Origin of the sequence: Pantoea sp. BJ2 (genome assembly GCF_040255075.1) — a bacterium.
Taxonomy (GTDB): Bacteria; Pseudomonadota; Gammaproteobacteria; order Enterobacterales; family Enterobacteriaceae; genus Pantoea; species Pantoea leporis.
Window position 1 is genome coordinate 1,013,256 of the sequence record NZ_CP158292.1, and the last position, 24,952, is coordinate 1,038,207.

At 57.8% G+C, this 24,952-nt stretch carries 24 protein-coding genes; 17 read left to right on the plus strand and 7 right to left on the minus strand.

All coding sequences use genetic code 11. The features are described 5' to 3' along the window. Positions 1-44: 44 nt before the first annotated feature. Positions 45-857 (minus strand): pyrroline-5-carboxylate reductase, encoded by an 813-nt coding sequence (gene proC / locus AAF463_RS04505; RefSeq protein WP_350261595.1) that lies wholly within the window; start codon positions 855-857, stop codon positions 45-47. Positions 858-1,004: 147 nt separating this feature from the next. Here proC and AAF463_RS04510 point away from each other — a divergent pair, with 147 nt between their 5' ends. After that, the gene (locus tag AAF463_RS04510; RefSeq protein ID WP_350261597.1) at positions 1,005-1,448 is read left to right on the plus strand and encodes a YaiI/YqxD family protein; all 444 of its coding nucleotides are present in this window, start codon (positions 1,005-1,007) and stop codon (positions 1,446-1,448) included. Here AAF463_RS04510 and AAF463_RS04515 read toward each other — a convergent pair whose 3' ends face one another. Beyond that, on the minus strand, positions 1,449-2,141 hold the full coding sequence (locus tag AAF463_RS04515) for a DUF2076 domain-containing protein (RefSeq protein WP_101762473.1): 693 nt from the start codon (positions 2,139-2,141) through the stop codon (positions 1,449-1,451). It lies immediately after the preceding gene. A gap of 283 nt (positions 2,142-2,424) precedes the next feature. On the opposite strand from AAF463_RS04515, the gene aroL reads away from it, so the two are divergent. From aroL to ppnP, 7 genes are all read left to right on the plus strand, one after another. Then, positions 2,425-2,949 carry a shikimate kinase AroL gene (gene aroL, locus AAF463_RS04520; protein WP_101762472.1) on the plus strand — a complete coding sequence of 175 codons (525 nt, stop codon included), beginning with the start codon at positions 2,425-2,427 and terminating at the stop codon, positions 2,947-2,949. A gap of 108 nt (positions 2,950-3,057) precedes the next feature. Continuing rightward, positions 3,058-3,249 carry a YaiA family protein gene (locus tag AAF463_RS04525; protein ID WP_101762471.1) on the plus strand — a complete coding sequence of 64 codons (192 nt, stop codon included), beginning with the start codon at positions 3,058-3,060 and terminating at the stop codon, positions 3,247-3,249. A gap of 357 nt (positions 3,250-3,606) precedes the next feature. Beyond that, a complete protein-coding gene (locus tag AAF463_RS04530) occupies positions 3,607-4,359 on the plus strand; it encodes an IclR family transcriptional regulator (protein ID WP_101762470.1) in 753 nt (250 codons plus the stop codon). 189 nt (positions 4,360-4,548) lie between these two features. After that, positions 4,549-6,108, plus strand: a complete 1,560-nt coding sequence (locus AAF463_RS04535) for an OPT/YSL family transporter (protein WP_110867769.1) — start codon at positions 4,549-4,551, stop codon at positions 6,106-6,108. Between the two features lie 15 nt (positions 6,109-6,123). Then, positions 6,124-7,056, plus strand: a complete 933-nt coding sequence (locus tag AAF463_RS04540) for a DUF1177 domain-containing protein (protein WP_110867768.1) — start codon at positions 6,124-6,126, stop codon at positions 7,054-7,056. 2 nt (positions 7,057-7,058) lie between these two features. Then, positions 7,059-7,736: an AroM family protein gene (locus AAF463_RS04545; RefSeq protein ID WP_350261972.1), complete on the plus strand. Its 678-nt coding sequence runs from the start codon at positions 7,059-7,061 to the stop codon at positions 7,734-7,736. Between the two features lie 104 nt (positions 7,737-7,840). Then, positions 7,841-8,125, plus strand: coding sequence for a pyrimidine/purine nucleoside phosphorylase (ppnP, locus tag AAF463_RS04550; protein ID WP_101762466.1), 285 nt, complete (start codon positions 7,841-7,843; stop codon positions 8,123-8,125). 127 nt (positions 8,126-8,252) lie between these two features. On the opposite strand, the gene rdgC is transcribed toward ppnP, so the two are convergent. Continuing rightward, positions 8,253-9,164 carry a recombination-associated protein RdgC gene (gene rdgC / locus AAF463_RS04555; protein WP_350261599.1) on the minus strand — a complete coding sequence of 304 codons (912 nt, stop codon included), beginning with the start codon at positions 9,162-9,164 and terminating at the stop codon, positions 8,253-8,255. Between the two features lie 145 nt (positions 9,165-9,309). Here rdgC and mak point away from each other — a divergent pair, with 145 nt between their 5' ends. Next, entirely contained in the window at positions 9,310-10,221 is a 912-nt protein-coding gene (gene mak, locus AAF463_RS04560; protein ID WP_110867766.1) for a fructokinase, read from the plus strand. A 420-nt stretch (positions 10,222-10,641) separates the two neighbouring features. Here mak and eat read toward each other — a convergent pair whose 3' ends face one another. Beyond that, entirely contained in the window at positions 10,642-12,006 is a 1,365-nt protein-coding gene (gene eat / locus AAF463_RS04565; RefSeq protein ID WP_061717487.1) for an ethanolamine permease, read from the minus strand. Positions 12,007-12,265: 259 nt separating this feature from the next. On the opposite strand from eat, the gene AAF463_RS04570 reads away from it, so the two are divergent. Both AAF463_RS04570 and AAF463_RS04575 read left to right on the plus strand, forming a co-directional pair. Continuing rightward, positions 12,266-13,270 (plus strand): phosphotransferase, encoded by a 1,005-nt coding sequence (locus tag AAF463_RS04570; protein WP_192236726.1) that lies wholly within the window; start codon positions 12,266-12,268, stop codon positions 13,268-13,270. Positions 13,271-13,421: 151 nt separating this feature from the next. Beyond that, the gene (locus AAF463_RS04575; protein ID WP_350261601.1) at positions 13,422-14,513 is read left to right on the plus strand and encodes an AraC family transcriptional regulator; all 1,092 of its coding nucleotides are present in this window, start codon (positions 13,422-13,424) and stop codon (positions 14,511-14,513) included. Here the strand turns inward: AAF463_RS04575 and AAF463_RS04580 are convergent. Next, positions 14,443-14,862 (minus strand): cell envelope integrity TolA C-terminal domain-containing protein, encoded by a 420-nt coding sequence (locus AAF463_RS04580; protein ID WP_350261602.1) that lies wholly within the window; start codon positions 14,860-14,862, stop codon positions 14,443-14,445. The genes AAF463_RS04575 and AAF463_RS04580 overlap by 71 nt on opposite strands. Positions 14,863-15,016: 154 nt before the next feature. Here AAF463_RS04580 and AAF463_RS04585 point away from each other — a divergent pair, with 154 nt between their 5' ends. The 3 genes from AAF463_RS04585 to AAF463_RS04595 are packed head-to-tail and all read left to right on the plus strand — an operon-like array spanning position 15,017 to position 16,715. Further along, positions 15,017-15,694, plus strand: coding sequence for a CsgG/HfaB family protein (locus AAF463_RS04585; RefSeq protein WP_350261603.1), 678 nt, complete (start codon positions 15,017-15,019; stop codon positions 15,692-15,694). An 11-nt stretch (positions 15,695-15,705) separates the two neighbouring features. Further along, positions 15,706-16,065 (plus strand): DUF4810 domain-containing protein, encoded by a 360-nt coding sequence (locus AAF463_RS04590; RefSeq protein ID WP_101762458.1) that lies wholly within the window; start codon positions 15,706-15,708, stop codon positions 16,063-16,065. Further along, complete coding sequence (locus tag AAF463_RS04595) at positions 16,062-16,715, plus strand: DUF799 domain-containing protein (protein ID WP_350261604.1); 654 nt, start codon at positions 16,062-16,064, stop codon at positions 16,713-16,715. Before AAF463_RS04590 ends, AAF463_RS04595 begins: the two co-directional genes overlap by 4 nt. Positions 16,716-16,769: 54 nt before the next feature. Here the strand turns inward: AAF463_RS04595 and AAF463_RS04600 are convergent, their stop codons facing one another. Together AAF463_RS04600 and sbcD are read right to left on the minus strand one after the other, a co-directional pair. After that, positions 16,770-20,453 carry an AAA family ATPase gene (locus AAF463_RS04600; RefSeq protein WP_350261605.1) on the minus strand — a complete coding sequence of 1,228 codons (3,684 nt, stop codon included), beginning with the start codon at positions 20,451-20,453 and terminating at the stop codon, positions 16,770-16,772. Continuing rightward, positions 20,450-21,667, minus strand: a complete 1,218-nt coding sequence (gene sbcD, locus AAF463_RS04605) for an exonuclease subunit SbcD (RefSeq protein WP_110867760.1) — start codon at positions 21,665-21,667, stop codon at positions 20,450-20,452. Before sbcD ends, AAF463_RS04600 begins: the two co-directional genes overlap by 4 nt. A 197-nt stretch (positions 21,668-21,864) precedes the next feature. Between sbcD and phoB the strand changes: the two genes are divergently transcribed. From phoB to AAF463_RS04620, 3 genes are all read left to right on the plus strand, one after another. Continuing rightward, entirely contained in the window at positions 21,865-22,554 is a 690-nt protein-coding gene (gene phoB, locus AAF463_RS04610) for a phosphate response regulator transcription factor PhoB (protein ID WP_007887040.1), read from the plus strand. Between the two features lie 20 nt (positions 22,555-22,574). Next, on the plus strand, positions 22,575-23,885 hold the full coding sequence (gene phoR / locus AAF463_RS04615) for a phosphate regulon sensor histidine kinase PhoR (protein WP_101762454.1): 1,311 nt from the start codon (positions 22,575-22,577) through the stop codon (positions 23,883-23,885). A 117-nt stretch (positions 23,886-24,002) separates the two neighbouring features. Then, complete coding sequence (locus AAF463_RS04620) at positions 24,003-24,929, plus strand: phosphate ABC transporter substrate-binding protein PstS family protein (RefSeq protein ID WP_336767252.1); 927 nt, start codon at positions 24,003-24,005, stop codon at positions 24,927-24,929. Positions 24,930-24,952 lie beyond the last annotated feature (23 nt).

The window sequence follows — 24,952 nt, forward strand, 5'->3', positions numbered from 1 at the left end:
CCCGCTTGCGGGAGAGGGTTAGGGTGAGGGGCAAAGCGCACCGATCACTGCTTACTCAACGCCTCTGACTTCGCCATACACTGCTGCATCGCATTAATCACCGCGGCGCGGAAGCCTTTCTCTTCCAGCACTTTCACCGCTTCGATGGTGGTGCCGCCTGGCGAGCACACCATATCTTTTAGCTCGCCGGGATGCCTGCCGGTTTCCAGCACCATCTGCGCCGAACCTTTGACCGCCTGCGCCGCAAACTGATATGCCTGCGCACGCGGCATGCCGCCGAGCACCGCCGCATCGGCCATCGCTTCGATAAACATAAACACATAGGCTGGCGCTGAGCCGCTCACGCCAACCACCGCGTGAATCAGGTATTCATTTACCACCGCCGCTTTGCCGAAGCTTTCGAAAATCCCCACCACTTCATCCACTTCATGCGCTTCCACTAGCACGTTTGGCGTCACCGAGGTCATACCTTCGTTGACCAGCGATGGCGTGTTGGGCATCACACGGATGATTTTGCGATCGTGGCCGAGCACCGATGCCAGAGAATCCAGCGTCACGCCTGCGGCAATCGAGACCACCAGCACATCTTTCTTCAGCTGGCCGGCAAGATCTTTCAGCACTTTGAGAATCACATTGGGTTTCACCGCGCCAAACAGAATATCCACTTCGCGCGCCAGACTTTCCACGCTGTCCGCGGCGGTGACGCCATATTGCTGCGCCACCGCCTGATTGGTGGCGGGCTTACGGTCGAACACCCAGATATTGGCGGGGGCGATCTGCCCGCTGTTGACCAGTCCGCTAATGATGGCTTTCGCCATATTGCCGCAGCCGACAAACCCGATTTTTTTATCCAGCATCGCTTTATCCTCTAAGTGGTTCATTTTCTGTGGGGGTAAGCTTACGTCAGCGAGGATTAATAACAAGGCGGGCGGCCAGCAAAAACAGTTGCCATTCTGCCGCAGCACGGCAAGATCAGCCTCATTGTCTGTGAAAAAGGAGTCATCATGTCGATTTGGGTTGATGCCGATGCCTGTCCCAATGTCATCAAAGAAGTGCTGTACCGCGCGGCTGAGCGCACCAAAGTTACCGTGACCTTTGTCGCCAACCAACCGCTGCGCGTGCCGCCGTCGCCGTGGCTGAAAACGCTGCAGGTTGCTGCCGGGTTTGACGTGGCGGATAACGAGATTGTGAAACGGGTGCAGCCCGGCGAGCTGGTGATCACCGGCGATATTCCGCTGGCGGCAGAAGTACTGGAGAAGGGCGCTGCGGCGCTGAATCCGCGCGGAGAGCGTTATTCGACAGACACCATTCGTCAGCGCTTAACCATGCGTGACTTTATAGAAACGATGCGCGCCAGCGGGATTCAGAGTGGCGGCCCGTCGACCTTAAGCCAACGCGACCGCCAACTGTTCGCCAATGAATTAGATAAGTGGTTACGTCAGCGCTGATCAGACGAAGCTATCATCGTCGTCAAAGTCGCCGCCGCTGCCAAAGTCACCGAAATCATTGTTGTCCGCCAGGTTGTTATCCCAGCCCGAGTTATCATTCAGGAACGCATTGTTGCTGTCGTTGCCGTTAAAGGTGTCGAGGCTGTTATCGACCTGCGGCAGCGCCGGTTCGTTGATGATGTTAACGATCTCTTCCGGCTGCGAATGGTGGAACATGCTGGTCAGCATATCCGCCATCACCACGCCGCCCGCCACGCCAACGGCCGTCTGCAATGCGCCGCCGAGGAAGCCGGTGCCGCGTGCCGCAGGCGCAGCAGATTGCTGCTGTGGTGGCGCATATTGCTGTTGTGGCTGCGGCGGTGGATTCCCCCACGCTGGCTGTTGTTGCGCCGCCGGGCGCGATCCGCCACCAAACAGGCTGGAAAGAAAACCGCCGCTGCTCTGCTGCGGTGCCTGTTGCTGCTGCGCCTGCGCCAGACGATTTTCCAGATCCGTAACCTGCGCATTAAGCTTTTTCAGCGCCGCTTCCTGAATCAGGATCGCCTGTGACATGTAGTAAGGCGCGCCGGGCTGATTCTGTAAATGCTGTTTGATTAACTGCTCTGCGCCAGCATCACGCGGGCCGCTTTGCGTCTCAGCCTGTTTCAGTCGGCTGAACAGGTTTTCAATAAGTTGTTGTTCTTCGCTTTGCATGGGGAACCCTCCGTTAAGGTATGCCTCATATATGAGGGCGCGACCAGAGAAAGTAAATCAGCGGCCTGGTAAGGAAATGTTGGCCGCTGTTACATTTGGCCCGATGCACGATTCATGCATTGTTTTTTGCAGCTTAATCAAACGACTAGCTTAGGATGTGACTGAAATACGCGTAAATCGTGCCTCGCGGGTGGCTGATAAAATAAAATCCAGGTATTATGCGACGCATTATTGACCTGATGACGTTGCCCGTGCGGCACATTACGGCGGAGGATGAGCCCGGATGTCATTACCCATCTATCTGATCGGCGCACGCGGTTGCGGTAAAACCACGGTTGGCCAGGCGCTGTCGCAAGCGCTGGGCTATGTCTTCAACGATACCGATCACTATTTGCAACTCACTACGCAACGCAGCGTGGCGGAGATTGTCGCATCTGAAGGGTGGGATAGCTTCCGCGCCCGCGAAACGGAATCGCTGCGCGCGGTCACCGCTCCGAATACGGTCATCGCCACCGGCGGCGGCATGGTGTTGGCGGAAGTGAATTGTCGCTTTATGCGCGAACACGGCCAGGTGATTTGGCTGAACGCGCCTGCAGACGTGCTGGCCGATCGTCTGGAACATCAGCCGGAAGCCGCGCAGCGTCCCACCTTAACCGGCCGCCCGATTGCCGAAGAGATGGGCGATATTTTGCGTGAGCGTGCTCATTTGTATCGCCAAACCGCGCATCATGAAGTCAACGCGATGCAATCGCCCGATCGCGTAGTAGAGCAAATTCTGCAATCGCTCTCTTTAGCGCGCGCCAGCTAAACCCTCAGATTTCTCTCTGTTTCTTTGCAGCGATCCTCAGTTGTCTATACTTAGCGTTAGGCAGAGGATCACCGCTGTCTGTGGACAACTGATAGAAGAGGGAAAACAATGCCAACGAAACCACCCTATCCGCGCGTCGCGCGTATTGTCGCCGTTGAAAAAGGTTCGGCGGATCAAACCGTCACCTGGTATGAATTACGTGCCGACCATCCCAAACCCGATACATTAATAAGCGAACACAAAAGCGAAACCGAAGCGCAAGATGCCAAAGAGCGCTACGAAGACGCTGAAAAAGATTAAGTTTACCCGTCATATTTCAAGCTGCAGGTGCGTTGGCTGCATGTTTTCACCCCAGTCACTTACCTAAGTAAGCTTTTGGGGGATTCACCCATTTGCCGCCTCCCTGCAACTTGAACTCTATAGGGTAAAGAATTCAGCCGAAAAACTGCAATATTCCAAAAAAGTTACACACTTTCCTGCGGAATATTTAACTCACCTGATTACGTCATTTATTTCCCACTTCACGCCGTATTTTATTCTGCCTTAAATTCCCTCAGAAACGTCCGGCTTAAAATTTGCGCTTGACCGTCAAAGCGTCGCGCTTTACTTTCTGGTTATTGAAAGAGGAACTGTGTTCCATATAGTGAAACCGACACCATGACCACACTTGAAAATGCCTCCGCTGTACTGAAGCTGTTTCAGCGCTTTGGCGTGACGCAGGGCCATCCCGGCTTGACCTTTACCGAGGTGGTGGATGCGTTAGGCATGCCGAAAAGCACGGTCTCGCGCCTGTTAGCGACGATGGAGAGTGAAGGCTTACTTGAGCGTGACACTGAAAGTCGCTGCTTCCAGATTGGTCGCGTGCTGCTGTCGGTGGCGGGTCACTATCTGTCGACGCCGCTGGTGGATAGCGCGTCGGCGCCGATGGCGCGCCTGGCGGCCAGCAGCGGTTGCATGGGTTATATCTCGGTGTTGGATGGCGACGATGTGCTGGTGATGCGCATGTATCACGGCCGCTTCTTCACCCAGTTGGTGACGCCGCCGGGCTCGCGCGTTTCATTAACCGGCACTTCGACCGGACGCGTGCTACTGGCGCAGCTCAGTGATGACGAGGTTCGCGAACGTTTTGCCAGCAACTGGCAGGCGGCTTCGATGAACTCGCCGCTGAGCGTCGATGCGTTATGCAAAGAGTTAGCGGTAATTCGCCAGCAAGGCTGGGCACTGGCGCGCAATGAGACGCTGCCGGGCATCAGTTCGCTGGCGGTCGCGGTAACCAATAAACATCGCGGTGAAAGTGCCGCTCTCTGTCTCTCGTTTTTATCGCAAGAAGCGGCGCCCGGATATCCGGAGAGGCTGCTCAGCGAACTACGCGCAACGGCTGCACTGATGGCCGAAAAATACGGCGCATAATCCTGTCCAAAACAGGAAACCCTATTTTAGTTTTGAAGGCGTTTATTCGCGCCACACCAGGGAAATAGCAGGTCTTCGGACCTGCTTATTTCAATAATCAGGGAACGATTAATATAAAAACGTTGATGTCCCGCGTGTCGGGCACTTCGAATTAAAGCGTTTTCTACAGGGTGAAAATACGGGGATCTCATGCGTCAAAATAATCCAATAAAAAGCGTTGGCGTTGCCTTAATGCTGGTTCTGCTGTCCGTTGCCGGCGCCATCATTGGGGTTCAGCTTATTACCACCATTGGGGTAACACCCAATACCTCTATTATCGGCGCGCTGTTTGCCATGCTGCTGGCGCGTATTCCGCTGCAATGGTTTCGTCGCTATCGCTCCATTGAAGTACAAAACCTCGCGCAAACCGCCATCTCCTCTGCCACCTTCGGTGCGGCCAACAGCCTGTTGATGCCGATTGCGGTGCCGTGGGCGCTGGGTGAGCCGCAGCTGGTGCTGCCGCTGTTTGTAGGCGTCAGCGCGGCGATGCTGCTCGATGCTTATTTACTCTATCGTCTATTTGATACCCGCGTCTTCCCGGCCAGCAATGCGTGGCCGCCGGGCGTGGCGGCAGCCGAAGCGATCAAAGCCGGTGACAAAGGCGGTCGTCAGGCTTGGCTGCTGGTGGTGGGGATTGTTGGCGGCATCGTGGGTTCGATGCTGAAGATCCCGATGTCGGCATTTGGTACCGCGTTTATCGGTAATATCTGGGCGCTCAGCATGCTCGGTATGGGTTTCCTGCTGCGCGCCTACGCGCAACCGGTTGCTGGCATTGATATCAACGCACTCTATATTCCGCACGGCGTGATGGTCGGTGCCGGTTTGGTGGCGTTAATTCAGGTGGTGCAGGTGATTCGCAGCCGCCGCAATGATCAGGTCAACGTCAGCCGTAGCGACAGCGAAGTCAAACGTTCGCTGGGTTTCGGCACCGTCGGTTACATCGTCATCTCCACGCTGCTGGCGCTGGCGGGCGGTCTGTGGAGCCAGATGGGCCTGCCGATGCTGGTGCTGTTTATCCTTTACGCCGCCTTTGCTGCCTTCGTGCATGAATTGATTGTTGGTATCGCCGCCATGCACTCTGGCTGGTTCCCGGCCTTTGCGGTGGCGCTGATTACCCTGATTCTCGGTATTCTGCTCGGCTTCCCGCCGTTGGCGTTGTGCCTGCTGTGTGGTTTTACCGCCGCTACCGGTCCGGCGTTTGCCGATATGGGTTATGACCTGAAAGCCGGCTTTATCCTGCGCGGTAACGGTGCCGATGTGCAGCAAGAGCTGTGGGGTCGCCGTATCCAGCTGATCGCCGCGATGATTGCCTTTGTGATCTGTATTCCCGTGGTGTGGTACGCGCACACCATTTTCTTTGCCGAGAATCTGCTGCCGCCGGTGGCGCGCGTCTATGCCAAAACCATTCAGGCCGGCGCCGAACCGGGGATAGCCGGCAACCTGCTGATGTGGGCGATTCCGGGCGCGATTATTCAGTTGATCGGCGGACCAAAACGTCAGCTTGGCGTCCTGCTGGCGACCGGCTTGTTAATCAACAACGCCGCGGCAGGTTGGGCGGTGATGGTGGGCATCGCGCTGCGCATTATCATCCTGCGCGTGTGGGGCGAGCGTGGACGTTCACCGATGGAGGTGATGGCCGCCGGATTTATCGCGGGCGACGCGCTCTACAGCTTCTTCCATTCACTTTTTGCCAGCGGCAGCAAAAAATAATCCAGGAAATTCATGATGAGTTTACAGCAGACACTGCAGGTCTTTGAGTTACTCGATAGCGCTTACATTGATGGCCAACAGGTGGTCGATCTGTTCGCGGCCTATCCGGGCGTCACCGCCAGCACGAAACGCGTTAGCGGGCCAAAAGGGCGGACCGATTTCGTCCGCATCGATATCCCCGGTGCGCAGGGCAAAAGCAACGGCGGCAGTGCGCCAACACTCGGCATCATTGGCCGTCTCGGCGGTATTGGTGCGCGTCCAACGCGCATTGGTATGGTATCGGATGCCGATGGCGCCGTCGCGGCGGTGAGCAGCGCGTTGAAGCTGGCGCAGATGCAGACCAAAGGCGACGTGCTGGCCGGTGATGTGATTATCACCACCCACATCTGCCCGGATGCGCCAACCCGTCCGCACGAGCCAGTCGATTTCATGGATTCGCCGTGCGACGACATCACCATGAATGACAACGAAGTGATCGCTGGCGTTGATGCGATTCTGTCGATCGATACCACCAAAGGTAACCGCATCCTCAATCACAAAGGCTACGCGCTGTCGCCGACGGTGAAAGAGGGCTACATCCTGCGCGTATCAGAAGATCTGTTGCGCATCATGGAGATGACCAGCGGCAAACCGGCGGTTACCTTCCCGATCACCACGCAGGACATCACGCCATACGGCAACGGGGTTTATCACCTCAACAGTATTTTGCAACCTTCCACCGCGACGGATGTGCCGGTGGTCGGCGTGGCGATCTGTGCCGAATCGGTGGTGCCGGGCTGCGGCACCGGCGCCAGCCACGAAGTGGATATCGCTTTAGCAGTGAAGTTTGCGGTCGAAGTGGCGAAAGAGTTCGGGCGTGAAACCTGTCACTTCTACGACCCACAAGAGTACGCGCTGCTGCTCTCTTTGTATGGTAGTCTCAGCCATCTGCGCACCCGGAAAGCCTGATGATGAACATCTCCCTGGTCACACTGACGATTGGTCAATCACCGCGTAGCGACATTCTGCCGCTGCTGCTGGAATATCTGCCCGCCGATCAGGTGGCGCATGCCGGTTTACTCGACGGCCTGACGCTAGCCGAAGTTGAGCTGCAGTATGCGCCCGCGCCGGGCGACAAGGTGCTGGTATCGCGTATGACCAGCGGCGAGCAGGTGCGCCTGTCCGTAGCAAAAGTGGAGCAGGGACTGCAACGTAAGATCAACGCGCTGGAGCAGCAGGGCTATGACACCATTTTGCTGCTGTGCACCGGCGAGTTTGGCGCGCTGAAAACCCAATCCGCTTTGCTGCTGGAGCCCGATCGCATCATCCCACCGCTGGTACGCGCGATTGTGCAAGATCATAAAGTCGGGATTGTGGTGCCGGTGGAAGAGCAGATTGCCGAGCAGGCCAACAAGTGGCGCAACTTGATCACTCCACCATGTTTTGCCGTTGCCAGCCCGTATCTGGCGGAGCAGGCCAATTTGGTGGAAGCGGGATTGTCGCTGCAGGAGCAGGGCGCGGATGTGGTGGTGCTGGATTGCATCGGCTATCACCAGCAGCACCGCGATTTCCTGCAGAAAATGCTGGGCATTCCGGTACTGCTGTCGAACGTGCTGGTGGCCAAGCTGGCGGCAGAATTAATCGTCTAACGCAGGGAGATCACAAGTTGCGATCTGTGGCGCTAATTCGCGTGACAGATCAGCGAGTTCCTTAGTAATCTGCCAGTCACGATAATGTGCTGTGAGGAAGTAATATGCTCAATACAAGTGAGTATTTCGACGGAAAAGTGAAATCCATTGGTTTCGACAGCGTGACCATTGGCCGTGCCAGCGTTGGCGTGATGGCCGAAGGTGAATACACCTTCGGCACCAATCAACCGGAAGAGATGACGGTGGTGAGCGGCGCGCTGAAAGTGCTGCTGCCGGGCGAAACCGAGTGGAAATGGTACGAAGCCGGCACCAGCTTCAACGTGCCAGGCCAAAGCGAATTCCATCTGCAGGTGGCAGAGCCTTCTTCTTATCTGTGCCGCTACCTCTAAACTCAAGCTTTAGAACATCTTAAACCTGCGACTTCTGTTGAAGCGCAGGTTTTTTTATTGCTCGACCCACGAAAATCCTGCTGGTTTGTCGTAGGGTCACCCTTAATGGCGATCAGGATCGAGAGGATTAACGCTTCGCTTCGCCGCCTAACGCTTCGACCAGATTGCCGATCAGCGCGGCCAGTTCGCTGGTCATAAGAATAAAATCGGCATCGAAACGCTGGGCGAAATCATCGCGGTCGATGTCATCATTCTGCTCACGCAGCGTGTCGCTGAACTTCAAACGCTTCACTGAAGCATCATCGGCAATAACGAACTGAATGCGTTCCTGCCAGTCAAGCGCTAGCTTGGTGACCACTTTACCGGCTTCAATGTGTGTAGCGATTTCGTCGGAAATCAGATCCTGCTTCTTACAGCGGATCACGCCGCCATCTTCCAGCATGGCTTTCAGCTCGGCTTCATCCATCAGGGCAAAACCGGCTGGCAGCTCACCTGAGCGCACCCATTCGGTCAGCGTCAGCTCGATCGGATTCTCCAGCGTCAGCGGTACCACCGGCAGCGAACCGAGGCTTTTACGCAGCAGCGCCAGCGTGTCTTCGGCTTTCTTGGCGCTGGCACAGTCGACGATGATCAGATTGTTAACGGTGTCGATCCACATATACGTCTGGCTGAAACGGCTAAACGCGCGTGGCAGCAAGCTGTGCAGCACTTCATCTTTCAGCGAATCTTTCTCGGTCTTCTTCAGCTTGCGGCTCTGTTCAGCTTCCAGCTTGTCGATTTTGGCTTCCAGCGCCTGCTTCACCACCGGCGACGGCAGAATCTTCTGCTCGGTGCGTGCACAAATCACCATCTGACCGTTGATTTCGTGCGTCAGCGCTTCGCTGCGGTTGCCCATCGGTGAAACCCAGCCGGTTTTCGCCATATCCTGTCTGCCGCATGGCGAAAAGGTAAAGGCGTCGAGCTGTTTTTCCAGATCGTCTGCGGACAGCGGAATGTCACGATTCAGACGATAAACCATCATATTTTTAAACCACAACATCGGGATTCCTTACCGTGGGTGCGATCGGGCGCACAAGTCTCAAAGTCAGCGCGCATGATAGCGAAACATCGGATTGGTTTCATTGCCTTTCCCGATTCAGCCTTCTACTGTATTTGTCACCAGAACGAATAATGAGGAATAGATCGTGCGCATCGGGATTGATTTAGGCGGGACCAAAATTGAAGTGATTGCACTGTCTGATCAGGGTCAGGAACTGTTCCGTCATCGCGTTAACACGCCGCGTGACGACTACGCTGCCACGGTTCAGGCGATTGTCGATTTAGTGCTGCTGGCGGAGGAGAAAACCGGCCAGCAGGGCACGGTCGGCATCGGCATTCCCGGCACGATTTCGCCCTACACGCAACGGGTGAAGAATGCCAACTCCACCTGGCTGAACGGTCAGCCGCTGGATAAGGATTTAGCGCAGGCGCTGAATCGTGACGTGCGCATCGCCAACGACGCGAATTGTCTGGCGGTTTCCGAAGCGGTAGATGGCGCGGGCGCGGGTCAGCCGCTGGTGTTTGCGGTGATTATCGGCACCGGATCGGGCGCGGGCGTAGCGATTGGCGGTGAGTCGCGTATTGGCGGTAACGGCAATGCCGGTGAGTGGGGCCACAATCCGCTGCCGTGGATGGATGAGGATGAATTGCGCCATCGCGCGGAAGTGCCCTGTTACTGTGGCTTGCAGGGCTGCATTGAGACCTTTGTATCGGGTACCGGCTTCGCTATCGATTATCAGCGTCTGAGCGGTAAAGCGCTGAAAGGCGCGGAGATCATCAAGCTGATTGAGCAGCAGGATCCGGTGGCGGAACTGGCGATGAATCGCTACGAAATGCGTCTGGCGAAATCACTGGCGCAGGTCGTGAATCTGCTGGATCCCGATGTGATTGTGTTGGGCGGCGGCATGAGTAACAACGATCGCCTGTACCAAACCGTGCCGGCGCTGATGAAGCAGTGGGTGTTTGGCCGCGAGTGTGAAACGCCAGTGCTGAAGGCGGTACATGGCGATTCGAGCGGCGTGCGCGGGGCGGCGTGGTTGTGGCCGTTGAAAGGGTAGTTTCTTTTACGCACCTCTGTATGTGCTCGCTTTCCCCCTCCTCGGTTTGTGCTCGCTTTCCCCCTCCTCGGTCCTCCCCCATAAATGGGGGAGGAAGATGCTGCCACATGTCAGTGAGGAAGCTGCATGTGGCAGCGTCTCCTTCCCCCGCTTGCGGGGGAAGGCCGGGATGGGGGACAGCGTGCACACCTCCATCAATGGGGGAGGAAGATGCTGCCACATGTTAGTGCTGAAGCTGCATGTGGCAGCGTCTCCTTCCCCCGCTTGCGGGGGAAGGCCGGATGGGGGACAGCGTGCACACTTCCATCAATGGGGGAGGAAGATGCTGCCACATGTCAGTGCTGAAGCTGCATGTGGCAGCGTCTCCTTCCCCCGTTTACGGGGGAAGGCCGGGATGGGGGACAGCCAGCACTAACCCACTTACTCGCCCACTAACATCGAATCCTGCGGCGCGTTATCGCGCTGGGCTTTGGTCGCCAGGAAGTAGACATATCCCACCGCCATAATCGCCACAAACAAGCCGCCAATCACCGGGTTAAACCACAGCATCGCCACCAGACACACCAGCGACAGCACCAGCGCAATGCCCGGTACAATCGGATAGCCAGGCGCACGGAAGCTGCGTTCCATCTCCGGCGCAGTGCGACGCAGTTTGAACAGGCTCAGCATACTCATCAGATACATCACAATCGCGCCGAACACTGCCATGGTGATCATTGCGGCGGTCAGCGTCATGCCTTGCAGATTAATGAAACCATCGCTGTAGATGGCGGCGATGCCAATCAAACCGCCGGCGATAATCGCGCGGTGCGGCGTCTGAAAGCGCGACAGCTTCGCCAGACTTTGCGGCAGATAACCGGCGCGGGCGAGGGCGAAGAACTGGCGCGAATAGCCGAGAATAATGCCGTGGAAGCTGGCAATCAGACCAAACAGACCAATCCACACCAGCATGTGCATCCAGTTGGAATTTTCACCGACAATCATCTTCATTGCCTGCGGCAGCGGATCGTTGATGTCCGACAGCTTGCGCCAGTCGCCAGCGCCACCGGCCAGCAGCATCACGCCAATCGCCAACACCACCAGCGTCAGAATGCCGGTGATATAGGCTTTGGGAATGGTGCGTTTGGGATCTTTGGCCTCTTCGGCCGCCATCGCCGCGCCTTCAATCGCCAGGAAGAACCAGATGGCGAACGGAATTGCGGCAAAGATGCCAGACATCGCCGGCATGCCGAAGTGATCGCTGCCCGCCCAGCCGTTAGCGGCAAAGTTGGCGATGCTGAAGCCCGGCGACACCACGCCCATAAACACCAGCAGCTCCAGAACCGCCAGCACGGTGACCACCAATTCGAACATCGCCGCCAGCTTAACGCCGAGAATGTTCAGCGTCATGAAGACGATATAGGCGCCAACCGCGGCGGTTTTCGGATTGAGATCGGGATATTGCACGTTGAGGTAAGCGCCAATCGCCATGGCGATCGCCGGCGGTGCGAACACGAACTCAATCAGCGTGGCGAGGCCCGCGATCAAGCCGCCGGTTTCACCGAACGCGCGGCGGCTATAGGCAAACGGACCGCCCGCATGCGGAATCGCGGTGGTCAGTTCGGTAAAGCTGAAAATGAAGCAGGTATACATGGTGGCGATCATCGCGGTGGTGATCAGAAACCCTAGCGTGCCCGCCACGCCCCAGCCGTAACTCCAGCCAAAATATTCCCCGGAAATCACCAGTCCAACCGCAATGCCCCACAAATGCAGGGTGCCCAGCGTGGGTTTGAGCTTATTCGTCATCATCTTCTCCCCGTCGTCATTGTTGGTGCGGCAGCTTCACCGCGCTTTTTTATCTTTGCGCTACAGTGAAGTGATAATGCCGCTGCCGGACGCGGGAAAACTTGACGCGGGCGCAGTGAGTTTTGTCCTCCACGGTCAACTCTAAGGCAAGAAAAGTGCCAGATGCACGCTGCGGTCAACTTTGGGTTATCTGCGGTCAAGCAGTCAGAACGACGTCATCCCATGCTGATACCACTTGCTTGATGCTGGAGATTGATGAATGAGTGCCGAACAGTCCGATACCTTAACCGATACTGAAATCACCCTGCTGGCGCATCAGGCGCTGGCCCGTTATCCCGCGGCACTGCGCGGCGAACTCAAGCTGCTGTGCCGGTCGGAAAATGCCACCTTCCTGTTGCAGGCGGCGGGCAAACGCTACGCGCTGCGTCTGCATCGTCCTAACTATCACAGCAAAGCGGACATTCAGAGCGAGCTGCTGTGGCTGGATGCGCTGCGTGACATTGGCATCATGGTGCCGCAGGCGATCCCGGCCAGTGAGGGTGAGACCGTGCTGACGCTGCTGATGGCAAACGGCGACGAGCGCTACGCCGTGTTGTTCCACTGGATTGAGGGTGACATGCCCACCACCGATGTCGATCCCAAAGCGTTTCAGCAGCTGGGTCACATCACCGCGCGCTTGCATCAGCACAGCCGCAGCTGGCAGAAACCGGCGGGTTTTCAGCGCATCATCTGGGATCATCACACCATGGTCAGCGATCATAGCCATTGGGGACGCTGGCAGGATGCGCCGAACCTCAATCCGGCCGATCACGGCATCGTCGCCGAAGCGGTAGCGCGCGTCGGGCAGGAGCTGCAGGGCTTTGGCAAAGGGGCGGATCGTTATGGTTTGATCCACGCCGATCTGCGTCTGACCAACCTGCTGCTGCATAAAGGCGAAACGCGGGTGATCGACTTTGATGACTGCGGACTCGGCTGGTATCTGCACGATCTGGCGGCGGCGATCAGTTTTGTAGAGCACCACCCTCGCGCCGCCGAATGGGTGGATAACTGGATCCTCGGTTACGAAAAAGTGGCGCACATCAGTGATGACGAGATGGCGCTGGTGCCGACGCTGCTGATCCAGCGCCGCATTCAGATGACGGCATGGATGGGATCGCACGCGGAAACGGAAATGGCGTTGAGCCTCGGGCCGCGCTGGGCCGATCACTCGGTGCGCCTCTGTCGACGTTATCTGGAAACCAATCAGCTGCCGGTCGGCGTCTGATGCACCAGCATTGAGCAGCTTTGCGCTGTCGCGGCGCAGCAAAGGTCGCCATTAATGGCGACCCTGCGACAAAATCCACAAATAACCCGCCTGGTACGAATATTGCTGGAATCCTCAACCTGTTTCACTCGCGCCACACGCAGAGGTTCCGATGCAATCACTAATAACACCTTCAGAAGCCTTTAGCGCCTTATCCGTCAGCGCCAGCAACCGCGGCGTTTTGGCGGCGGCCGCCACCGGACTGAGCGGGTTTATTACTGACAAAGGCGGCGATGTCGATCGTATTTTTGGCATCAGCGGTATCAATTCCGAACTGCTGGCGAGCCCTACGCTGAGCCTGGGTTTAGTGAATTACTGCCGCGTGATGGAAGAGGCGGCGCGTCATTCCGGTTTTGATAACTTCGGTTTGCATTACGGCAAGCAGTTCAAACCGCAGTCATTAGGCTTGATTGGGTATATCGGCCTCTGTTCACCGACGCTGGAGCAGGCGCTGCATAACGTGGTGAATGCCTTTCCATGGCATCAGCACGACACGCTGACGCGGCTGGTGGACAAAGGCGAGTGCTGGCGGCTCGATTATCAGGTGCGCCACGGCGCGATCCTCTCCAGACGTCAGGATGCGGAGCTAACGCTCGGCATGTTCCTTAACTTGATCCGCCACGTCGCCGGCAAAAACTGGGCGCCGCGCGAAGTGCATTTCGAACATCCGCGTCCGGAACAGTGGCACGAGCACTGCAAAGTGTTTGATGCGCCGGTGTGGTTTGATCAACCGTTCAACTCGTTGTTGATCCCGAAACGCGATCTGCTGCGAACCATGCCAGAGCAGGATCCGATGCTGCTGATGGTGATGCAGGATGCCATTCGCCGCCTGAACAGTTGTGCCAGCCTGCAGAGCGTGGTGGAACAGGCGCGATCGCAGGTGAATTTGTCACTGATGCAGGGCGAACCGGTGCTGGAAGAGATTGCCGAAAAAATGGGCTTGTCGAGCTGGTCGCTGCAACGGCGGCTGCGCGAAGAGGGCATCAGTTTCACGGCGCTGGTGGACAAGGTGCGCTGCGAAATGGCGACGCATTATCTGCAACAGAAGCAGCTGCCTATCTCAGAGATGGCGCTGCTGCTCGGCTATTCCGAAGTCAGCGCCTTCTCCCGCGCCTTCCGCCGCTGGTTTGGCATCAGCCCGCGCCAGTGGCGCCAGGATGGCTCGGCGTCGCCGGGGCAAAACCGAACCACGCTGGCTGGCTAGCATCCGGCGGCGGCGGTAAATCTTTGCTTTGACCAATCAACTGCCAGGCGCGCAGGCACAGCGTTTCGTCGCCTTGCGTCTGCGTCACCGCGTAGCGCCCGCTGTTTTGCCACTCGAGCCGCACCAGGCATTGCTGACCGGCATAACGGCGCGCATCGCGGAAATGCTGGTTGAGCTGATGCTGCATCTCATCAGTCCACTTGCAGGATGCGCTGCCCGGCGCGCTCTGCGGCTGACACAGGTTGGCGATGCTATCCTGTTGCTTTGGCTGAGAATGCTGACAAGCACTGAGCGCCACGACAATCATTAATCCGCCCAATAATACCGCCATTCGATTAATTAAATTCATTAATGTGCCTGTGTTTTCTCTAAAGATCCTTTCCCTTACTGCCGACAGTCTACAGACCGACTCAACCAATGCTATGGCATTACTCTGACTGTCGGCAGAACCAGAATTTGCCGCAGCCTCGCGGCTTTATCTCCTTTTGATTCATGGATTAGAAATGCAGAAAAAATATGTCCTTGCGGCACTCTCCTTGTTAAGCGCCACGCTGCTCAGCGGCTGCGCGACCGAATCGTCACGCGCCATTGAAGCACCGCAGGTACGTGCGGCCAGCCAGCCTGCGTATCAGGGCGTGCGCAGCCCGATTGCGGTTGGCCAGTTTGATAACCGCTCCTCGTACATGACCGGCATCTTCTCCGATGGCGTTGATCGTCTTGGCAATCAGTCGAAAACCATTCTGGTCACGCACCTGCAGCAGACCAATCGCTTCAACGTGCTGGATCGCAGCAACCTGAAAGAGTTGCAGCAGGAAGCGGGCTTTAAGAAGAGCGAGCAGAACATCAAAGGTGCGACTTACATCATCACCGGCGATATCACTGAATTTGGTCGCAAAGAAGTGGGCGATCAGCAGCTGTGGGGCATTTTGGGGCGCGGTAAAAACCAGATCGCCTATGCCAAAGTCAACCTGAACGTGGTGGATGTCACTACTTCAGAAGTGGTGTACAGCGCGCAGGGCGCGGGTGAATTCAAGCTGTCAGCGCGTGAGATCGTCGGTTTCGGTGGCACCGCCAGCTATGACTCCACTCTCAACGGCAAAGTGATGGATCTGGCGATTCGTGAAGCGGTAGATCATTTAGTGGATGGCATTAACAGCGGCGCATGGCGTCCGGCGAAATAAGGATATTGAGCATGAAAGGGTTGCAACTGAGTGCGGCGTTGATCGCTGCGGGCGTGCTGGCTGGCTGTGCGCCAAAAGGGCCGGAACCGATCTATTACTGGGGCGATTACCAGCAGCAGATCTACAGCTATTACAAAAAAGATAGCGATCCGCAGAAGCAGATCGAAGCACTGAATCTGGATATTGAAAAAGCCAAATCGGTCAATAAACCGGTCGCGCCGGGCCTGCACGCGCAGCTCGGCCTGCTGTACGCCAAAACCGGTGCTACCGATAAAGCCTTCGGCCAGTTTGCCACCGAGAAGCAGCTGTTCCCGGAATCGGCGCCATACATGGACTTTCTGATGAAGAAAAAACAAGGAGTTGCCCAGTGAAAAAGCTGATTGTTTCTTTAGGCGTGCTGGCCGTGCTGTTGCTGACCGGCTGCGCGCACAAAAAACCGTACGACTACAGCGCCTTCCGCGCCAGCAAGCCGGCCTCGATTCTGGTGTTGCCTGCGGATAACCGCGCGCCAGATGTGAATGCAGCGAACAGCTTCACCTCGCTGGTGACGCGTCCGCTGGCGGAAGCGGGCTATTACGTGTTCCCGGTGGCGGTGGTGGATGAAACCTTCCAGCAGAACGGATTGACCAACGGCCATGAAATTCAGGCTGTCAGCCCGCAGCGTCTGCATGACATCTTCCATGCGGACAGCGCGCTGTACATTTCAGTGACCGATTACGGCAGCAGCTATCAGGTGATCCAGAGCGTGACCAAGGTGTCGGCGACGGCGCGTCTGGTGGATTTGCGCAGCGGTAAAGAGCTGTGGCAAGGCATTGCCACCGCCAGCGACGCGGAAGATGGCAACAACAATAACGGCGGCATTATTGGCATGTTGGTCTCTGCTGCGATTAAGCAGATTGCCAGCAATGTGTCGGATAAGGCACACACCATCGCCGGTGTGACCAGCGCCCGTCTGCTGGCGCAGAACGAGCAGGGCGGTTTGCTGGCCGGCCCACGTTATAAATTGGCGAGTACGCGATAAAAAACACAGTGAATCGTAGCGGCGATTTATCGCGCCGCTACCAATTGTGCGTTTTTAAGCGAGATCGCCCGGCAACTCCAGCTTGCTGTAACCCAGGCCATTCATCTTGCGGACGCGGATCTGCACCGGAATACGCTCTTTCATCGCTTCCACATGGCTAATGACGCCGATGGTTTTGCCGCTGGCGTTGAGGGCATCGAGCGCATCCAGCGCGGTATCCAGCGTCTCGGCATCCAGCGTGCCGAAGCCTTCATCGAGGAACAGCGATTCGATGCGCGTTTTATGGCTCACCAAATCTGACAGCGCTAACGCCAGCGCCAGGCTGACGAGAAAACTCTCGCCGCCCGATAGCGTGCGCGTATCGCGCGTGGCGTCGGCTTGCCAGGTATCAACCACTTCCAGCTCCAGCTCCTCACTGATGCGGCGCTGCAGCAGATAGCGACCGTGCAGGCGATCGAGCTGACGGTTCGCCAGCCACACCAGATGATCGAGCGTCAGGCCTTGTGCGAAGCGGCGGAATTTATCGCCTTTGGCTGAACCCACCAGATCGTTCAGACGGCCCAGCTGCGCCAGTTCCACTTCATCGGTGGCAATTTGCGTCAGCAACGATTGCTGCTGCAAACGCTGTTGTGCATCGCTGTGTAACTGCTGCTGCGCTTCGCCCTGTTGACGGGCATTGTCACGTAACGTCACGCGCAGCTGTTCCAGCTGCTGCTGAATCGTGGCGGCGATCTCATCGCTAAGATCCGCAGGCCGCTGCTGCTGATGCGCCGTCCAGCGCTGCATAAGCTGTTCGCTGAGGGTGAGCTGCTGCTGGCGCTGCTGATCGAGCGTTTGCAACTGCTGGCGCAGCTGCTGCACCTCGCGCTCCTCCAGCAGGGCGGCACGCAGCGCGCGCTCATCGTCAAAATCACTCTGCTGCAGCGCGGCGAGGAAGGCGCTTTCTGCGGCGGCAGCGCGCTCACGTAAGGTGTGTTGCTGCGCCGCGATCTGCTCGCACTGGCCATTCAGGCCGTGCAGCATGCTTTGCGCCTGTTGCCACTGCTGAAGCTGCTGCGCCAGCGCCTGTTCACACTGTTGCAGCGCGGCATGCTGCTGCTGCCGGGCTTCTGCCACCAGACGATCGCCAAACAGCTGTTGACGCTGTTGTTGCTGCTGTTGGCGCTGCTGCTGCAAAGTGCTGAGCGTCTGCTGCAGCTCATCCAGCCGCTGCTGTTCACGCGCCAGATTCTGCTGCAGGCTGCTGCGCTCGCTTTCGGCTTTCGCCAGCTGTGGCTGTAACTCGCCGTGTAAACGTTCATTTTCCTGCCATGCGATCCAGCGTTGCTGTAAGGTGCGCAGCCAGCTTTCCCGCTCAGCGACATCTGGCAGGACGAGCTGATGCTGCGTCAGCTGCTGTTCCAGCTGCTGCGCCAGTTGCTGCATGGCGCTGCGTTCGCTGGCCTCGCGCTGGCTGATTTCATCCAGCGTCTGCTGCGTGCTGGCGATCTGCTGCTGCGCCAGCTGCTGCTGATTCTGATGCTGCTGCCACAGCTGCTGCTGTTGCAGATGCGCATCTTTTGCCTGCTGCAGCGCACGCGCAGCGTTTTCCCGCGTCTGCAGCTGCTGTTGCTGCAGCTGTTCCTGCGCATCCTGCTGCTGTTGCCACTGCGCAAAATCGTCCTGCTGCTCCAGCGTGCAGGTAAGTGCCAGCTCACCGCTCAGCGCTTGCCATTGGGTGTTCACCGTCGCCAGTTGCTGATCGTAATCGCTGATCTCCTGCTGCAACGCCTGCTGCTGTTGCAGCGACAGTTTCTGCTGCTCGCCTTTGGCGGTGCCGGACTCTTTTAGCTGCGCCACGCGCGTTTCCAGCGCGGTTAAACGCTGCTGATTGGCGCCGGGCTCAAGCTGCTGATATTGCGCAATCGCCGGATGCTGGCACGAGCCGCACAGCGGGCAGGGCTGATCCGGCTGCAGTTTAGCGCGCTCGTCGGCCAGCTGGGCGATGGTGCGCTCCAGCTCGCAGATTTTGCGCACATCGAGCAGCGCCTGATGTTCCCGTTTGTACTCCTCGCGCAGCGCCTGTAACGCCTGTTCCGCGTCCTGATGCTGCTGCTGGAGCTGCGCCAGTTTCTGCTGACGCTGCAACCGCTGCGGTTGCAGCGCGCGCCACTGCGCGGCGAGCAGGTTAAGCTGCTGGCGCGCAGGGCGTTGGGTTTGATGCTGCGTCAGGGCGTCGCGCAGTTGCGCGCTGCCGATCTCCGCTTCAAGTGAAGTCAGTGCTTGCTCCGCTTGCAGACGCTGCTGCGCGGCCTGCGCTTCGGCTTGCTGCAACGGTTGCGCCGCCTGTTCACGCTGAGCCTGCGCCTGTTGATGCTGCTCCAGCTGGCTGCGCTGCTGTTGATGCTGTGCGATGAGCTGCGTCAGCGTCTGCTCGCGCTCATCCAGCCGGGCAATCTCCGCCTGCCAGCGCGTTAATTCCGCGCCCCAATGGGCGACAGCGGCTTCGCGGACACGGAATTCCTGCTGCTGCGCCAGCTGTTGTTGTAAACGTTCACTTACCTGCTGTTGCTGGCTGAGTGCGGTTTGGCTGGATTGCAGCGCCTGTTGCTGCTGCAGATGCAATCGCTGCTGTTCATCCAGCTGCTGCGCGAGGGTGGTGATGCGTTGATCGAGCGGGATAACCTGCTCGGTGAGCAGCATTTCAAGCTGCTGCTGTTGCTGTAACGCCTGTTCACGCGCCTGCTGCGCGGCCTGATAATGGTTTTCGCCCTGTTGCAGCGCGGTTTTGGCTTGCTGCCGTTGCGCTTGCAGCTGCTGCGATTGCTGTTCCAGCGCACGGAGATCGCCCTGCAACTGTTCGCGCTGCTGCAACTTCTCGCGCAGTTTTTCTGCCGGTTCGGCGCGCGCCAGCCGCTGACGATCGCCATCCGCCTGCTGCCAGGCCTGTTGCGCGGCAAGCAGCGTCTGTTCGGCCTGCTGCTGCTCTTGCGTTAGCTGTTGCTGCTGCACCAGCCATTGCTGCTGATGCTGCGCCAGCGTTAGCTGTTCGCTCAGGATTTTCTCCTGCGTGCCAAGTTCCGCCAGCTGCTGCGTCAATTCTGCCCGGCGCGCTTCATCGAGCAGCGACATGCCGCCGGCGCGGGCGCGCAGCGTATCCAGCTCGCTGCGCGCGGTGCGCCAGCGCTCGTAGATCTGCACCGAGATTTGTCCGTAGATTTCGGTGCCGGTCAGCTCTTCCAGCAGCTCGGCGCGTTCGCCGGGTTTGGCATTCAGGAAGGCGGCAAACTGGCCTTGCGACAGCATCATTGAGCGGGTAAAACGGGCGAAATCGAGCCCCGACAGGGTCTCAATCGCTTTCAGCTTGTCGCCAACTTTATCGGCGATGATCTGATTATCGGCCACACGCGCCAGCTCGACGCGCGGTGCCTGCAGCTTACCGTCGGCTTGGCCGCGCGCGCGGTTCTGGCTCCAGAAGGCGCGCCAGGCTTCGCCTTTGATCTCAAACTCCACCTCCGCCAGACACTCGGCGGTGTCGCGGGTGATCAGCTCGTTCTGGGTTTGCGACAGCGTGCCGAGGCGCGGCGTCTGGTGATAGAGCGCCAGGCAAATCGCATCGAGTAAGGTGGTTTTGCCCGCCCCGGTGGCGCCGGTAATGGCAAACAAGCCGTTGCTGGCAAAGGGCTCACGACGGAAATCGATAAACCATTCGCCGCGCAGCGCATTGAGGTTCTTAAAACGTAGCGTCAAAATTTTCATGCGGATGGATTCTCCAGCGCGGCAAGCTGGGTGCGGAACAGCTGCGTTAACTGCTCGGCCTGCCCGGCATCCAGCTGATCTTCCTGCGCCAGTCGGCGAGCAAACACGTCTTCCACTTTTAGTTCGCTCAGGGTTTCGTTCTCCAGCCGTTCGAGGCTGCGCTGCCGCTGTTCGCGGCTGCGGCGCACCAGCAGCACTTCGACCGGCAGATTTTCGGTGAGCGCTTCAATGCGACGTTGCAGATCGCTAAGATATTCCTGCGTGGTGATCTCAATATCCAGCCAGACTGGCTGTTCGCTGGCGCTCGCGCTGAACTGCGCCAGCTGATGTTCAATCTCCGCCATCGAGCCTTTCAGCATCTGCATCGGCTGGAAGTGCGGGATGGTTAGCGGCGTAACGGTATCGAGCGTGGTGCTGAATTCCAGCAGGAAGACGCTTTTCTCGCGGCCAAGCTCATCAAAACTGAGCGGAATCGGCGAACCGCTGTAACGAATGTGCTCGCTGTTGGCGATGCGCTGGGCGCGATGGATGTGACCGAGCGCGATGTAATCGGCGGGCGGAAACGCCTGCGCCGGGAAGGCATCCAGCGTACCGATATAGATGTCGCGCACCGAATCGCTTTTAGTCACGCCAACAGTGGTGAGATGACCGGTGGCGATGATCGGCAGCGTAACGTCCTGCGCATCGCGCTGCGCCTGCGCGGCAGCAAAGCAGTGCTGATAATGCTGCTCGATCGCCTCCAGCAGCGAGATCTGCTTTTCGCGGCCGGATTGGCCGGCCTGGCTGCGCAGAATGTCGCGCGGACGCAGATAAGGAATGGCGCACAGCAGCGCGCCCGGCGCGCCATCGCGCTGCTTCAGGGTTAATACCTGCTGTTCGCCCTGCGGCGTGGCGCTGGTGATCACCTGCGTATTCAGGCAGGCCAGCAGCTCGCGCGATTCATTCAGCGTCGCCACCGAGTCGTGATTGCCCGCCAGCACCACCAATTGGCAGCCGCTTGGCTGCAGCGCCACCACAAAACGGTTAAACATTTCACGCGCGTAGCTCGGCGGCGAACCGGTATCAAACAGATCGCCGGCGATAATCAGCGCATCCACCTGATGCTGCACAATCTGATCCAGCAGCCAGTCGAGAAACGCCTGATGTTCCCGCGCGCGACTTTTGCTGTAAAAGAACTGACCGAGATGCCAGTCAGCGGTGTGAATGATGCGCATGTTTGCTCCGTGCTCTGTTTAGCGAAGGCGGATTATAACCACTTAAGATCACAAAGAAAAAACGCAGAATTTTATTGTGACATTTCTGTTTTTTATCTATCTATCTTAGGGCGGTGTTTTCATAAAAGTGTCACAAAACTGACGCATAATGGCGCCGCAAATCCCAGTGACACGGTGTCACACTAGCAGGAGTTACAATGGCTAAGCGCATTTTGGTTGTGGAAGACGAAGCTCCCATCCGTGAAATGTTATGTTTCGTGCTGGAACAGAATGATTACCAGCCTATTGAGGCGGAAGATTATGACAGCGCGATTGGTAAGCTGATCGAACCCTGGCCTGATTTGATTCTGCTGGACTGGATGTTGCCCGGCGGCAGCGGGATTCAGTTTATTAAGCATTTGAAGCGTGAAGCCATGACGCGCGACATTCCGGTGATGATGCTGACGGCGCGCGGTGAAGAAGAAGATCGCGTGCGCGGTCTGGAAGTGGGCGCGGATGATTACATCACCAAGCCATTCTCACCGAAAGAGCTGATGGCGCGTATCAAAGCGGTGATGCGCCGTATTTCACCGATGGCGGTGGAAGAGGTGATTGAGATGCAGGGCCTGAGCCTTGATCCTTCCTCACATCGCGTGATGTCGGAAACCACGCCGCTGGAGATGGGACCGACCGAGTACAAACTGCTGCACTTCTTTATGACCCACCCGGAACGCGTGTACAGCCGCGAACAGCTGCTGAACCATGTTTGGGGCACCAATGTGTATGTCGAAGATCGCACCGTCGATGTGCATATTCGCCGTTTACGTAAAGCACTGGAATTAACCGGCCACGATCGCATGGTTCAAACCGTGCGCGGAACAGGGTATCGTTTCTCTGCCCGCTATTAAACGTAAACGGAGTGTTTACCGTGCTGGAACGACTCTCCTGGAAGAGATTGTTGACCGAGCTGGCGCTGGTCTGTTTACCTGCGCTGGTGTTGGGTCTGTTGTTCGGATATCTGCCGTGGCTGCTGCTGATTGCGGTGACCGGCGTGATGTTCTGGCACTTCAGAAATCTGATGCGTCTGTCGCACTGGCTGTGGGTCGATCGTTCAATGACGCCGCCCACCGGACGCGGCAGCTGGGAACCGCTGTTTTATGGCCTGTACCAGATGCAATTGCGCAACCGGCGGCGGCGGCGCGAGCTGGGCAATCTGATCAAACGTTTCCGCAGCGGAGCAGAATCGCTGCCGGATGCGGTGGTGCTGACCACCGAAGAGGGCACTATTTTCTGGTGCAACGGCCTGGCGCAGCAGCACCTTGGCTTGCGCTGGCCGGAAGATAACGGCCAGAATATCCTCAATTTGCTGCGTTATCCTGAATTTTCCCGCTATATCCGCCAGCGCAAGTTCGACATGCCGCTGACCCAGATCCTCAATAATCAGCGTCATATGGAATTCCGCGTGATGCCTTACAGCGAAGGTCAGTGGCTGATGGTGGCACGTGATGTCACCCAGATGCATCAGTTGGAAGGCGCGCGACGCAACTTCTTTGCTAACGTCAGTCATGAACTGCGCACGCCGTTAACGGTATTGCAGGGTTATCTGGAAATGATGGACGACTCGGTGATGAACGAGCGCACGCGCAGCAAGGCGTTGCATACCATGCAAGAGCAGACGCGCCGCATGGACAGCCTGGTGAAGCAGTTGCTGACCTTGTCGCGTATCGAAGCGGCGCCGGCCATCGATCTCAAAGAGACGGTGGATGTGCCGGGCATGCTGATGCTGTTGCAGCGTGAAGCGGAAACGCTGAGTCAGGGACGTCACACCATCCATTTCCATACCGATCCGCATCTGAAAGTGTTCGGCAATGATGAGCAGCTACGTAGCGCCATTTCCAATCTGGTCTATAACGCGGTGAATCACACGCCCGATGGCACGCGCATCGACATCAGCTGGCTGCGCACCAAACAAGGCGCGCAGTTTAAGGTGTGTGATGACGGGCCGGGCATTAGCGAGCAGCATCTGCCACGCCTCACCGAGCGTTTCTATCGCGTGGATAAAGCGCGTTCGCGCGCCACCGGCGGCAGCGGATTGGGGCTGGCGATCGTGAAGCATGCGTTGGGACATCACAACGCGCGGCTGGAGATCACCAGCGTGCCGCATCAGGAAACCTGTTTCAGCTTCCTGCTGCCGCCACGCTTGATTGTGGCTAACGTGATGCAAGAGCGGGTTAATTAAGGTCATGGGATCGCTATTCATGACGACCGCTGCCTCATTAACAACCCATACGCAATGTATTGCGTGATAAATCGCGCCGCTCCAGAATAGGCGTCTTACTGAATTGCGGAATCGCCAATGAAATCGCTGTTGATCTCCCTCTTGCTGCTTTGCTCTGCTTTGGCACACGGCCAACAAACCATGCTAACCGGCAATCTGAGCAGCGTTGGATCGGATACGCTGGGTTATCTGATGACATTATGGGGCGAGGATTTCAGCCGCCAGTCGCCGGGCGTCAACGTTCAGGTGCAGGCGGCGGGATCTTCTACTGCGCCGACGGCGCTGGCGGCAGGTGCTGCCCAGCTGGGCGCGATGAGCCGGCCGATGCAGATCGACGAACGTCAACTTTTTACCGCGCGCTACGGCTATCCGCCGCTGGCGGTGCCGGTGGCGATGGATGCGCTGGTGGTAGTGGTTAATCAGGACAATCCGCTGTCGCGCATCGCGCCGCAACAACTCGATGCGCTGTTCTCCATCACGCGTCTGTGCGGCGGGCAGCAAGTGCCGCAGCGCTGGGGCGATCTCGGGCTGGGAGAAGGCCAGTGGGCCACGCGCAGCATCCAGCGCTATGGCCGCAACTCGGCGTCGGGAACATGGGGCTTCTTTAAGCAGCAGGCGCTGTGCAAAGGTGATTTCCGTGCTGATGTCGCTGAATTCCCCGGCTCTGCGGCGGTGGTACAAGCCGTTGCCGCTACGCCCAACAGCATCGGTTATGCCAGTTTTGGCTTTCATCTCAGCGGCGTGAAAATGCTACCGGTGGTCACGGCGAACGGCGACAGCGTGATGCCGGATGCCGAATCGATACGCAGCGGCCGCTATCCGTGGTCGCGCCCGCTTTATATCTACGTCAACAAAGCACCCGGCAAACCGCTGCCGCCGCTGGTGAATGCCTTTCTGCATCAGGTGTTATCGCCACAAGGTCAGCGTCGGGTGAGCGAAGCGGGTTATCTGCCGTTGTCAGATAGCCAGATGGCGCAAGCGCGAGCGGCAATTGAGGGAAATTGAAGAACGTGCATCTGAACATGAAA